The organism is Segatella maculosa DSM 19339 = JCM 15638 (assembly GCF_000382385.1).
In the GTDB taxonomy this organism is placed as follows: domain Bacteria; phylum Bacteroidota; class Bacteroidia; order Bacteroidales; family Bacteroidaceae; genus Prevotella; species Prevotella maculosa.
This window is the reverse complement of the sequence record NZ_KB908320.1, coordinates 115,662-128,820: the sequence shown is the minus strand read 5'-3', so window position 1 is coordinate 128,820 and position 13,159 is coordinate 115,662. Positions and strand designations below refer to the sequence as shown.

Sequence of the window (13,159 nt, the reverse complement as noted above, 5' to 3'; positions counted from 1 at the left end):
AAATTGAAATCAAAAATCAAAATAGACGGATATGAAAGGTATTGTTTTAGCAGGAGGCTCTGGCACTCGTCTCTACCCAATAACGAAAGGTATAAGTAAGCAACTGATTCCAATCTTCGACAAACCGATGATTTATTATCCCGTATCAGTGTTGATGCTTGCCGGAATCAAAGATATTCTTATCATCTCAACACCGTTTGATTTACCCGGCTTTCAACGTTTGTTGGGTGATGGACATGAGTTAGGAGTACACTTTGAGTATGCAGAACAACCCAGTCCAGATGGATTGGCACAAGCCTTTATTATTGGAGAGAACTTCATTGACGATGATGCAGTGTGTTTGGTCCTCGGTGATAATATTTTTCATGGAGCCGGACTGACACAACTTTTGAAAGAAAGTGTGACTGCTGCTGAAAAAAAACAACAAGCCACTGTCTTTGGTTATTATGTCAATGACCCTGAACGTTACGGAGTGGCAGAGTTCGATAAAGATGGAAATTGCTTGAGTATAGAAGAGAAGCCGGTAGTCCCGAAGAGTAATTATGCTGTCGTTGGTTTGTATTTCTATCCCAATAGTGTGGTTGAAATAGCAAGGCAACTCAAGCCAAGTGAACGTGGAGAATTGGAAATAACCTCTGTAAATAAGGTTTATTTAGATCTGAAGCACCTAAAAGTAAGACCTCTCCAGAGAGGTTTTGCATGGTTGGATACAGGAACGCACGACAGTCTTTCTGAAGCAAGTAACTTTATTGAGGTGATAGAAAAACGTCAAGGGCTTAAAATTGCCTGTCTTGAAGAGATAGCCTATCAACAAGGTTGGATTACTAAGGAACAACTCTTTGAAGATGCCATACCCATGCAGAAGACCGACTATGGAAAATACCTCATGTCATTGATAGAGGAAGTGAGAAACTAAAAATAAGACAAATATTTTAATTACATTATATTAAATATGGATGAAAATAAGGAAAAAGCAAGTGAAGATATGTTGCAATTAGAGACAAAGAGTCTCTTTAACTTTAGGGCTATCTATACTTCTCTTGTACTGAATTGGTCATGGTTCATCTTTTCGGTTTTGGGCTGTGTCGCTGTTGCTTATGTCTATCTTCGATATACGACGCCGGTCTATCAGGCTTATGCCAAGCTCTTAATCAAAGAAGAACAAAGTTCACGTAGAGGCGGGAATAACAGTATCCAGAATACGAATAATCTTGGATTGATATCCTATTCTTCTGGAATTGACAATGAGATGGAGATACTTTCCTCTCATACGTTGGCACAAAGTGCCGTGCGAGATTTGAAACTCTATGTGAGCTATTATAATAAAGGAAAGGTAAAAGACCGTCTCCTTTATAAGACAGAACCTCTTATAGTGGATCTTGACCCCGTGAATTTGGAGAAGTTGAACCGTCCGATTAGCATGATACTTACTTATGAAAATGGTAAATATCGGCTGGTGGGTAATTACTTTGTTCCAATTGATGATACTTATGCAACCGGCCCATACTCCTTTGACAAGACTTTCTCCAGGTTTCCTATTACGATCTATACACGGGCCGGTGTGCTCACGGTGTCAGAGAACCTATCACCTTATGCCATGAAGATGACTTCAGACGACAAGGTGCATATTATTCTCAATTCTCCTAATAATGCAGCTTACCAATATCAAGGTGCCTTGTCTGTCAGCCAAACTTCCAAGTCAACGACTATTGCACAACTGACATTGGTAGATGTAGATCGTCAGAGAGCGATAGACTATCTGAAACAGCTTTCAATATGTTATAATCGACAAGCTAATGACGATAAAAATCAAATTGCTATCAGGACAGAGAAGTTCATCAACTCGCGTTTGGAAAAGATAAACTCTGAATTAGGACTAACAGAAGATAAGTTAGAAAACTTCAAGAGAAGGAATAATATGGTAGAGCTGAAACTGAATGCAAGTCAAGCATTCGATAATCAAGACGAGTTCAGTCAGCGTCTGACCCAAGCTAACACTCAATTAGTTCTCTTGGCAGAGCTTACATCCTACCAGAACAACCCTTCCAATCGGTATGAGCCAATGCCGTCAAACGTAGGATTGTCGGATCAAAGTACAACATCTTTAATAGATAAGTATAACAATATTGCTTTGGAAAGAAAACGCCTTTTGCGTAGTGCAAGTGAATCAAGCCCGATAGTTACACCATTGACATCACAGCTTGATGATCTTAGTAGCAGCATACGTAAGGCGATGGCGCAGGCTCGCAAAGGTTTAGAAATCCAACGTAATGCGCTTATCAGCCAGTTCAAGCAATACAGCGGAAAGGTTGTTGCTACACCTGAACAAGAACGTATCTTGACCCAAATAGGAAGGCAGCAGGAGGTGAAATCCGGACTTTATTTAATGTTGTTACAGAAAAGGGAAGAGAATTCAATTTCATTGGCAGCAACGGCAGATAAGGGAAGATTGATAGATGAGCCTGAATTCCAAGGAAAAGTCAGTCCGAATAATTCGATGTTCTACTTGATAGCCCTCATCATCGGTCTTTCAATTCCGACGATCATTATCATTATCGGAGAGTTCTTTCACTACAAGATTGAAGGCCGTAACGATGTCATACGTCTTACAAAACTTCCAATATTGGGTGATGTCCCGATTGCAAGTGATCAAGCAAAATCCAAGGCCGATGTCGTGGTTCATGAGAATAAGAACAACCTAATGGAAGAAATCTTCCGTGGTATGCGTACCAATTTGCAGTTCATGCTCCGTGAAAACGAAAAGGTTATTGCATTCACATCTTCCACTTCAGGTGAAGGTAAGACGTTTACTGCTGCCAACTTAGCCGTCAGTTTTGCACTTTTAGGTAAGAAAGTAATTCTTTTAGGTCTTGATATCCGTAAACCTCGTTTGGCTGAATTGTTTGAAATCAACGATCATCACCATGGTATTACAAATCTGTTGGTACATAGAAACTCGACAATAGAGGATATTCAGGCCCAGATTTTACCCTCGGGAGTCAACAAACGGTTAGACTTATTGATGGCCGGACCAACTCCACCAAACCCAGCGGAATTGTTGGCGCGTGAAAGTCTTGACGGTATTGTAAATAAACTTAGAGAGATGTATGATTATATCATCATCGATACGGCTCCAGTAGGCTTGGTAACAGATACTTTACAGCTTGCACGTATCATTGATGCCACGGTATATCTCTGTCGCGCAGACTATACGACAAAAGACAGCTTCGTGCTTATTAATAGTCTGGCTATGGAGAAGAAGTTGCCAAACATGTCCATCGTTATCAATGGTCTGGATATGACCAAGAAAAAATATGGTTATTATTATGGCTATGGACGATATGCAAAGTATGGAAAGTATGCGAAATACGGCTATGGTCGCTATAATAATAATTCATATATAGCCAACTCATACAATTCATATAACACCTATGGAGGCTATGACAGAAATAATAATTCTTATAGAGATAAAAACGACAGTTCAATCAAACAATAACAATGAAAATCGCAGTCGATTTTGATGGTACGATAGTTACCCATGAATATCCAGCTATCGGCGAAGAGATTCCGTTCGCAACAGAGACGCTTCGGCGACTGATTGCAGACGGTCATCAGCTTATTCTCTGGAGCGTCAGGGAAGAAGGAGCCCTCGACGAAGCCGTAGAATGGTGTAGACAGCATGGTGTGGAGTTCTGGGCTGTAAACAGAGACTACCCGGAAGAAAAGATTGAAAACAACAATCATTATTCCAGAAAGCTGAAAGTAGATATGTTCATTGATGACCGAAATGTCGGAGGGCTGCCCGACTGGGGGCAGATATATAGGATTGTCAATGAGAGAATCACACTTAACCAACTTATAAGAGAACGTTACAATCAAGGCTTGCCACACAGCAATCATAAAAAGAAGCATTGGTGGCAGATTTAGAAAGCTCTCAATAATCTTATCTTTTTACCTCCTAACAGAAACCGACCGACATGTTTTACAAGACGAAACGTTGTCGGTCGGTTTCGATAGATAGCATTTGATAGTCGACAAGGGCGGCAATCAAGTCCTCACGATGGTATGTCTTCAAAAGAGCTTTTATTACAAGTAAGACAAAAGACGGCCATGCCACCCTCACGATGGTAGAGCGCGGCTCGGGGTAAAAGTACCCGTCCGATGGTTCTACGGCGTCGGACGACAGTTCCTTTTTATATTTTTTATCATCGCCCACGGGCGACGAACGTTTCTTTCACGTTTTTTATCTTCGCCCGTGGGCGACGAGCATTTCTTTTACATTTTTTATCATCGCCTACGGGCGACGAACGTTCTTTTTACATTTTTTAGCTTCGCCCGCGGGCGAAGAACATTCTTTTTACATTTTACTATCTTCGCCCGCGGGCGACGAGCGTTCTTTTTTTGTTTTACTATCTTCCGAGCCGTCGGACGAGTGTTCCTTTTTTGTTTTCCATTAATCCGATGCTTCAGAGACACAGTTTTTCCTGTTTTTCCTCCATGGGGCTCATATCGAACTCACATAGGGTAGAGCGCAGCACGAATGTCCTTATCATGAAAAGTGCAAGTCATGCCGCCGGGCAAGACCGCGTGGAGGCTGCTCATGCCCTGCATGCGAGAGCATCGCAAGACAACGGCAGCGGATTTGCCGGGCGATTGTACGCAGGTTGCACTGGATAGCTTCAGGCTAAAATCAACAGGAGACTAAGGAAAAAATTAAACTTCGCAACACCGAAGCAGGAGTTTTACAAATATTATTCGTGATATTGTACGTGATGGGGGAGGCTTTATTGACTCTTTATAAGTCTACCATATTGATTTTTTCACATGAAAAATTGTAATATTTATTTTTTTATTCGTACTTTTGTGGACAATTTAATTGAACTGAAACAAAGAAAACAATAAAAATAAAAACAAATTAAAGAAATGGCAGTATTAGGAAAAATTAGAAGCAGGGGTGCCCTTCTGATGGGAATCATCGGATTAGGTATTTTTGCATTTATTGCCGAAGAGGCCGTCCGTTCTTGCGAGTCGACTCGTAATAATGCGCGTCAGCAGGTAGGCGAGGTTTTGGGTGAGAAAATCGATGTAAATGATTTTCAAAAGCTGGTCGACGAATACAGCGAAGTAATAAAGATGCAACAAGGTGCCGAAGCCCTGAACGACGAGCAATTGAATCAAGTGAAAGACATGGTATGGAATACTTTTGTCCAAACGAAGATTGTGGAAAATGAAGCCGAGAAGCTGGGACTTCGCGTAACCGACACGGAGATGCAGAATGTCTTGAAAGACGGAACCAATCCCATGTTGTTGCAGACTCCTTTCGTTAATCAACAGACCGGACGCTTTGATGCAAGTGCCTTGCAGAAGTTCCTTGCCGAATATAATACGCAAAAATCGGCGAACCCGCAGATGGCTCGGCAGTATGAATCTATATACAAATACTGGACATTTATCGAAAAAACACTTCGTCAGCAACTTCTTGCACAGAAATATCAGAGTTTGCTTGCGCATTGCATTCTGTCAAATCCCGTGGAAGCAAAGATGGCTTTCAACGAAGAGAACCAGGAAAATCAAGTTGAACTTGCGGCTTTCCCTTATAGTTCCATTCAAGATGACAAGGTGCAGGTAACCGAATCCGACCTCAAATCAAAATATGATGAGTTGAAACCGCGCTTTCAGCAATATGTCGAGAGCCGCGACATCAAATATGTCGATGTGCAGGTTACGCCATCTCAGGCCGACAAGGTTGCTCTCCAAAAAGAATTTGCCGGCTATGCCAAGGAACTTTCTGCAGCTGATGATCCGGCAAATATCGTTCGCAAGAGTTCTTCACTTGTAAATTATACCGGCGTTCCGGTGGCCAAATCCGCGTTCCCTTCTGATATTGCAGCAAAGCTGGATTCAATGTCTGTCGGCCAGACCACAGGCGTAATAAATAGCAGAATGGACAATACATTGAACGTTATTCGTCTGATCAGCAAGCAGCAGTTGCCCGATTCGGTTCAATATCGTCAGATACAAGTCGGAGGAGCAACGGCTGCCGCAGCCCACAAGTCTGCCGATTCCATCTATGCTGCATTGAATGCCGGTGCTGACTTCGAAGCTATTGCAAAGAAATACGGTCAGACAGGACAGAAAACATGGATGACCACACAGCAATATCAGGGGGCACCTTCTATGGATAATGATACGAAGAACTATATAAACAGCCTTAACACGATGTCGGTCAATGAGACTAAGAACATTGTCTTGCCGCAAGGAAATATCATTGTACAAGTTCTAGACCGCAAAGGACTGATTGAAAAATATGTTGCAGCCGTGATTAAAAAGAGTATCGTCTTCTCTAACGACACTTACCGCATGGCTTATAACAAATTCTCTTCGTTCGTGAGTGCCAATCAGACGGCAGATGACATCTTCAAGAATGCGTCAAAGAACGGATATAAGGTGCAAGAGGCTAAGGATGTGACAACTTCCCAACACTATCTTGCCAATATCCATGGCACTCGTGATGCGTTGAAATGGTTGTTTGAGGCAAAAGAAGGCGAAGTGTCGCAGATGTATCCATGCGGCGACAACGACCACCTTCTCGTTGCAATCTTGACAAAAATCAATCATGCTGGTTATCGTTCATTGGATGACCCACAAGTGAAAGAAATCATCAAGGCTGAAGTCTTGAAAGACAAGAAAGCAGAAATGTTGATGGCTAAACTCGAAGGCGTCAACAACCTTAATGCCGCAAAGACCAAAGGTGGAAAGGTTTCCAACGTCAGCCAGATAACGTTTGCTGCTCCGGTCTTTGTCACCACAACGGGGGCCAGCGAGCCGGCTTTGAGTGGTGCCGTCTATGCCACAGCCAAAGGAAAATTCTCATCGAAACCGGTTAAAGGAAATGCAGGCGTTTATGTTTTCAGGATCGAAAACAAGACCATGCGTCCCGGAAAGTTTGATGCGAGAGCCATGGAGCAGAAGCTCCGTCAAAAGTCTATGCAATATGCAGGCAACTTTATGAACGAACTTTATATTAAGGCTGATGTCGTTGACAACAGATATCTTTTCTTCTAAAAAGAAAACTTTGTTCAATCAGAGAGGGGCAGTCTGAATGCAGGCTGCCCCTCTTTGGCATCAAATAAATCTGGGGTATTGGACATTTGATAGGTAGCAAGCCCAGTCTGAATATTCTATCAGGACTGACGTAAAAACTGCTTCTTTCATGCACGAATTTCGGGGGTTTTTAGTAAGTTTGCAGTGGATTTTTTAATTAAACTTGTAAGATTATGATTAAGATTTATGGAATGAAGACTTGTCCGGACTGCACTTTCGTAGACGAACAGGTAGTGAATGACAGCCGGTTTGAAGTTATTGATATTGGTGAGCACGTGCGCAATTTGAAAGCTTTTTTAAAATTGAGAGACAACAGTCCCGTATTTGACGATGCCAAACGGCACGGCTATGCAGGCATTCCATGCTTCGTGTTGGAAGATGGTCGCGTGACGCTTTCGCCCGAAGAGGTGGGATTGCAGTCACGCGACGAAAAGGCACCGAGTTGCCGTCTCGACGGCAAAGGGTGCTGAGAGTTCTCTCTGTTAAGAATTTGCGAATTTCTGACTTTCTTTGTCGATTTTGCCAATTACGAGAGTCTGGAGTGTGTAGGCTCTCCTTTTGAGAAACCGAGGCTGGTTTTCAGAGAAGAGCCTGGCTTCCCTGTCAGAACACACCTAATCTACCAAACACGATGAGTATGCTGATACCTAAAATCAAGGTGACGATACCCACGGACAAGCCCACTTTCAGCATATCGTTCTGCTTGACGAGCCCGGTAGAGAAGGCAATAGCATTCGGTGGCGTACTGATGGGGAGACACATGGCGCCACTTGCAGCCACGGCGATGCCCACCAAAACAGTGATTGTCCCACCAATCATATCCAATGTTCCACCCATGCCTTTGCAAACGACGGCAAGAATCGGCACGAGCAAAGCGGCTGTGGCTGTGTTGGAGATGAAGTTACTCAGCGCATAGCAGATGAGGCAGGCAATGATCAGAATGACAAATGGGTTCCATGCGCCGAAAGGAATACTCTTGATGGCATTCTCAGCAAGTCCTGTTCCATTCATCGCATTACCCAAGGCAAAGCCTCCGGCCACCATCCAAATCACCGACCAGTCTATCTCTTGCAAATCCTTGGCGTTGATGACCCCGGTGAATGCGAACACGGCAATCGGCAGCATGGCCACAGTGTTGGCATTGATGCCGAAAAGGTCTTTACCGGCAACCCACAAGAAGATGGTCAGAAGAAAAGTCACAGCCACAACGGCCGTGCGCCAGTTATGCGACAGCTCGCCGTTGATTTCAAGGTGTATGGTCTTCTTGGTGAAAGGGAAGAAATGGAGAATCATTCGCCATGCGATGATAAGCAACACGATGACAAGCGGCACCATAATCATCATCCATTGAGAGAAAGTGATGCCAAGATCGAGGCCGGCAGGGTCGTTGAGATATTTCAGGGCAAAGACGTTGGGCGGCGTACCAATGGGCGTGCCCATGCCACCGAGGTTTGCACCCACGGGAATGGCCATCGTCAGGGCTATTCTTCCTTTTCCACTTGCCGGTAAGGCCTTGAATACCGGTGTCAAGAAGGTGAGCATCATGGCAGCCGTGGCCGTATTGGAAATGAACATCGAGAAAACACCGGTTATCAGCAAGAAACCTAACAGCACGTTCTCGCTCTTTTGGCCGAAAGGTTTGATCATCGTGCGTGCCATGAGCACGTCGAGCCCGCTCTTAGTTGCAGCAATGGCCAAGACGAAGCCGCCCAAGAACAAGATAATAGTCGGGTCGGCGAAACAGGCCATGACGCCCACGTGGTCGAGCATCTTTCCATACTGATCTTCTGTTCCTTGGAAATACTTGAACGAGGAGTCGCTGACGCAGAAGAGCAGCACGAAGATGATGGTGATTGAGGTGGCCCAAGCCGGTATGGCCTCTGTTATCCACAGCAACACGGCCATGACGAAGATTGCGATGACACGCTGCTGCACGACGGTCAGGCCGTCAATGCCGAAGAAACTACTTGGAAGGTTCCAAACGATTACAGTCAGAAGAGCTGTAATCACGAACATCAGGAATTTCCTTTTGCTGAAATCTCCCGATAAAACTGATTTAATTGGGTCTTGCATAAATGAATGTCTTTTATGGTCGTACTTAAATGAATGATAAAAATTCGAAGAGCAAATTTACAATTAAATTGTAATATTAGCAAGCCGACCACTCGTTTTTTTCGTCATATCACAAAAAGGCTTTACAATCTCAGCCATATTGCGACATAATTTCAGCCATTTTGCTGCGTAATCTCAGCCATATCAGGCGACGAAATGGCTGAGATTGCGAGTCAAAATGGCTGAGATACTTTCCTGACAGAAAGCACATTGCCGTCCTCCACATGTCTTTCCAGCCTATCCAATCAACTGTTCCGACATGCTTGCGGCTGCGCGACGACCGTCGCCCATAGCCAAAATAACCGTCGCACCGCCCCGTACGATATCCCCGCCGGCATAAATTCCGGGAAGACTGGATTGCATTTGCTCATTGACCGCAATCGTATTCTTGCGTCCCAGCACCAATCCTTCAATGCTCATTGGGACCAAAGGATTCGGAGAAACGCCTACGGCTACGATTACTTGGTCGCATTCAATGGTGATGGTTTGCCCTGTGGGCTCCGGACTTCTACGTCCGCTCTGGTCAGGTTCTCCCAATTGCATCACATCAAGCACTGCGGCTTTCACGGCACCTTGCTCATCTGCAAGGAACTCTCTTGGATTATGAAGCGTCATAAATGTGATACCTTCTTCTTTGGCATGCTTAACTTCTTCTATTCGTGCAGGCATTTCGGCCTCACTACGCCGATAGACCAGCACGACTTCGGCTCCCAAGCGTTTCGCCGTACGGCAAGAGTCCATCGCCGTGTTGCCTCCGCCTACGACAATCACCTTCTTGCCCAAGTTGATGGGTGTGTCTGTATGTGGATTTGCTGCATCCATGAGGTTTACCCGTGTCAGATACTCGTTACTCGACATGATGTTCAGTGCGTTCTCTCCGGGAATTCCCATGAAGTTGGGCAGTCCCGCTCCCGAGCCAATGAAGATCCCTTTAAAACCTCTTTGCTTTAGCTCCTTAACGCTGATGGTTTTTCCTATGATAACGTCCGTCTGAAAGTGAACACCCAGCTTGCGTAAGTTGTCTATTTCCACGTCTACGATATGATTGGGCAACCGGAATTCGGGGATACCATATTTCAATACGCCCCCGATTTCATGCAGTGCTTCGAACACATAAACATCAAATCCCTTTTTAACCATGTCGCCGGCAAAGCTCAAGCCCGATGGTCCCGAGCCTACGACGGCCACCTTAATACCATTTGATGCCGATATTTCAGGCAAAACAGTTTGCCCGCTCTCGCGTTCATAATCAGCTGCGAAACGTTCCAGATAGCCAATAGCCACCGGTTCGCTATTCATTTTATGATGAATACAGCGACTTTCGCATTGTTTTTCTTGCGGACAGACACGGCCACAGACAGCCGGTAGGGCAGAGGTGTGCTTCAAAATACGTGCTGCTTCGATGAATTTTCCTTTCTCAATCTGTTTGATGAAGCCCGGAATATTAATGTTCACGGGACAACCTTCAACGCATGAAGGATGCTTGCAATCAAGGCATCGTTGTGCTTCGCGCATGGCCATTTCCACAGTCAGCCCCTGATTGACTTCCTCTAATCGTGTCGTAGCACGGTAAACGGGGTCAAGTTCCGGCATTTTTACACGGGGAATCTTCACGCGCTCTTTTGTCTTGAGTGGCACTTCGGGCGGAGTGGGGGAGCAGGCTCCGGGAAGTTTTGAAGTTTTTGCTTCTGTGTGTTCCGATATAATAAGGTGTTCTTGATAGCGGTCCATCTCTTCTACCTCCACAGCCTTAAAAGTTCTCATGCGCTTGAACATCTCGTCCCAATCGACCAATGAGCCATCGAACTCGGGACCATCTATGCAAACGAACTTTGTTTTCCCGCCAATCGTCAATCGACATGCACCACACATGCCTGTGCCGTCTACCATAATTGTGTTCAGAGAGACGTCGGTGGGAATCCCGTATTGCTGTGTGAGCAGACAACAGAACTTCATCATAATCGGAGGACCGATGGCGAAAGCCTTGTCGATATGTTCCTGCCGGATAAACTTCTCTATTCCGACGGTCACAACTCCTTTCTCTCCATAACTACCGTCATCGGTCATAATGATGGTTTCGTCACTTGATGCTCTGACTTCATCTTCCATGATGATCAAGTCCTTGTTTCGGCCGGCCAAGACCGAAAGGACACGATTGCCCGCACGTTTCAAAGCACGTATGATGGGAAGCATCGGAGCAACTCCTACACCACCTCCGGCACAGATCACAGTACCGTAGTTCTCAATGTGCGTGGGATTTCCCAAAGGGCCTACGATATCGGCCACTTCGTCGCCCACATTGAGGTTGCACAGTTTGGTAGACGACAGCCCCACTTGCTGAACAACGAGTTTGATTGTGCCTTTCTCTATGTCTGCATCTGCAATGGTCAGCGGCATTCGTTCGCCATTCTTGTCAACGCGAACGATGACAAAGTTTCCGGCCTTTCTGCTTTGAGCTATTAGGGGAGCTTCGATGTCAAAGCAAAACACTCTTTCGGAAAATTGTTTCTTCGAAATAATCTTGTTCATACGTATTAGATAATGTTTTGTTTCTTATTCAGGAGTGATTCCGATATTGGCAGGCGGTTACCATCGGCCAATATCGGAATTAACGTTCTCAATCGTTCTTGTCGTCAAGATACTCGAAGCCACAGTAGGGGACGAGCACTTTCGGCACCCGGATACCTTGTGGCGTCTGATTGTTCTCAAGAATAGTGGCTACAATGCGCGGCAAAGCCAAGGCCGAACCGTTCAGGGTGTGACAAAGTTCAATCTTCTTGCCGTCGGCATGGCGGTATCGGCAATGCAACCGGTTAGCCTGATAGCTCTCAAAGTTGGAGACCGAAGAGACTTCAAGCCAACGGTGTTGCGCCGCAGAATAAGTTTCAAAATCGACACAGATGCTCGACGTAAAGCTCATGTCGCCGCCACAAAGCAAAAGCAAGTGATAAGGCAATTCAAGTTTCTTAAGCAGCCCCTCCACATGGTCGAGCATTTCGTGCCACGACGCATACGAATGCTCGGGCTTATCAATACGAACAATCTCGACTTTGTCAAATTGATGAAGACGGTTCAAGCCACGGACATCTTTGCCATAGCTTCCGGCCTCGCGACGAAAGCATGCCGAATAGGCACAACGTTTGATGGGAAGGTCTTTCTCGTCGAGTATTTCATCGCGAAAAATGTTAGTCACGGGGACCTCCGCCGTTGGAATTAAGAAAAGATTATCGAGGTTGGCATGATACATCTGCCCCTCTTTGTCGGGTAGCTGACCAGTGCCCAAGCCGGAAGCCTCATTGACGACGTAGGGAGGTTGTATCTCTACGTAACCCGACTTGCGTGCTTCATCAAGGAAGAAAGCTTCCAATGCCCGCTGAAACCGTGCCATCTTGCCTATATACACCGGGAAACCGGCCCCCGTGATCTTCACTCCGAGGTCAAAGTCTGCAAGATTGTATTTCTTCAATAAATCCCAATGGCAGAGTGCTCCCTCGCCAAGTTCTGGCATGTTGCTGATATCTTCTTTCAGGACAACGTTGCTACTTGCGTCTTTGCCTTCGGGAACATCTTCATGGGGTATGTTCGGTATGTCCAGAAGTACGTGTCTCATGTCTTCCTGCGCCTTGTCCATGATTTCTTGCAAAGCCTTGTCGGTGGCCTTCAATTCGGCGACTTCTCGTTTGATATTCTCGGCCTCGTCTTTTTTACCTTCCTTCATCAAACTGCCGATTTGCCTTGCCAGCTGATTTTGCTGCTGCTTATTGGAATCGAGCTTCTGCTGAGATTCTCGACGGATTCTGTCGTATTCTAAAACTTTCTCAACGGCCTCGCGAGCACCATCGAAATGTTTCTTCTCCAGACCTTTGATAACGCGTTCTGTTTCTTCACTGATGAGTTTAAGTGTAAGCATAGCTTTTTTGTTTTCTGTTCATTTTATGTGCAC

The 13,159-nt window shown here is 45.2% G+C and carries 8 protein-coding genes; 5 read left to right on the top strand and 3 right to left on the bottom strand.

What is annotated here, in order from left to right:
- The first annotated feature begins 31 nt into the window (after nucleotides 1–31).
- The 5 genes from rfbA (at nucleotide 32) to H164_RS0102585 (ending at nucleotide 7,574) form a co-directional block, all read left to right on the top strand.
- Entirely contained in the window at nucleotides 32–916 is an 885-nt protein-coding gene (rfbA, locus tag H164_RS0102610) for a glucose-1-phosphate thymidylyltransferase RfbA (RefSeq protein ID WP_019967175.1), read from the top strand.
- Between the two features lie 36 nt (nucleotides 917–952).
- On the top strand, nucleotides 953–3,496 hold the full coding sequence (locus H164_RS0102605) for a GumC family protein (RefSeq protein ID WP_019967174.1): 2,544 nt from the start codon (nucleotides 953–955) through the stop codon (nucleotides 3,494–3,496).
- 2 nt (nucleotides 3,497–3,498) lie between these two features.
- Complete coding sequence (locus H164_RS0102600; protein WP_008563963.1) at nucleotides 3,499–3,927, top strand: BT0820 family HAD-type phosphatase; 429 nt, start codon at nucleotides 3,499–3,501, stop codon at nucleotides 3,925–3,927.
- Nucleotides 3,928–4,923: 996 nt separating this feature from the next.
- Complete coding sequence (locus H164_RS0102590; protein WP_025829710.1) at nucleotides 4,924–7,065, top strand: peptidylprolyl isomerase; 2,142 nt, start codon at nucleotides 4,924–4,926, stop codon at nucleotides 7,063–7,065.
- Between the two features lie 212 nt (nucleotides 7,066–7,277).
- Nucleotides 7,278–7,574, top strand: coding sequence for a hypothetical protein (locus H164_RS0102585; protein WP_019967171.1), 297 nt, complete (start codon nucleotides 7,278–7,280; stop codon nucleotides 7,572–7,574).
- A gap of 133 nt (nucleotides 7,575–7,707) precedes the next feature.
- On the opposite strand, the gene H164_RS0102580 is transcribed toward H164_RS0102585, so the two are convergent.
- The 3 genes from H164_RS0102580 to serS form a co-directional block, all read right to left on the bottom strand.
- Nucleotides 7,708–9,177: an SLC13 family permease gene (locus H164_RS0102580; RefSeq protein WP_008563969.1), complete on the bottom strand. Its 1,470-nt coding sequence runs from the start codon at nucleotides 9,175–9,177 to the stop codon at nucleotides 7,708–7,710.
- A 276-nt stretch (nucleotides 9,178–9,453) separates the two neighbouring features.
- Nucleotides 9,454–11,745: a bifunctional dihydroorotate dehydrogenase B NAD binding subunit/NADPH-dependent glutamate synthase gene (locus tag H164_RS0102575; protein ID WP_019967169.1), complete on the bottom strand. Its 2,292-nt coding sequence runs from the start codon at nucleotides 11,743–11,745 to the stop codon at nucleotides 9,454–9,456.
- A gap of 88 nt (nucleotides 11,746–11,833) precedes the next feature.
- The gene (gene serS, locus H164_RS0102570) at nucleotides 11,834–13,126 is read right to left on the bottom strand and encodes a serine--tRNA ligase (RefSeq protein WP_019967168.1); all 1,293 of its coding nucleotides are present in this window, start codon (nucleotides 13,124–13,126) and stop codon (nucleotides 11,834–11,836) included.
- Nucleotides 13,127–13,159 lie beyond the last annotated feature (33 nt).

Coding starts and splice junctions, on each gene's coding strand:
- rfbA (WP_019967175.1), top strand. CDS start 32: ATGAAAGGTATTGTTTTAGCAGGAGGCTCTGGCACTCGTCTCTACCCA.
- H164_RS0102605 (WP_019967174.1), top strand. CDS start 953: ATGGATGAAAATAAGGAAAAAGCAAGTGAAGATATGTTGCAATTAGAG.
- H164_RS0102600 (WP_008563963.1), top strand. CDS start 3,499: ATGAAAATCGCAGTCGATTTTGATGGTACGATAGTTACCCATGAATAT.
- H164_RS0102590 (WP_025829710.1), top strand. CDS start 4,924: ATGGCAGTATTAGGAAAAATTAGAAGCAGGGGTGCCCTTCTGATGGGA.
- H164_RS0102585 (WP_019967171.1), top strand. CDS start 7,278: ATGATTAAGATTTATGGAATGAAGACTTGTCCGGACTGCACTTTCGTA.
- H164_RS0102580 (WP_008563969.1), bottom strand. CDS start 9,177: ATGCAAGACCCAATTAAATCAGTTTTATCGGGAGATTTCAGCAAAAGG.
- H164_RS0102575 (WP_019967169.1), bottom strand. CDS start 11,745: ATGAACAAGATTATTTCGAAGAAACAATTTTCCGAAAGAGTGTTTTGC.
- serS (WP_019967168.1), bottom strand. CDS start 13,126: ATGCTTACACTTAAACTCATCAGTGAAGAAACAGAACGCGTTATCAAA.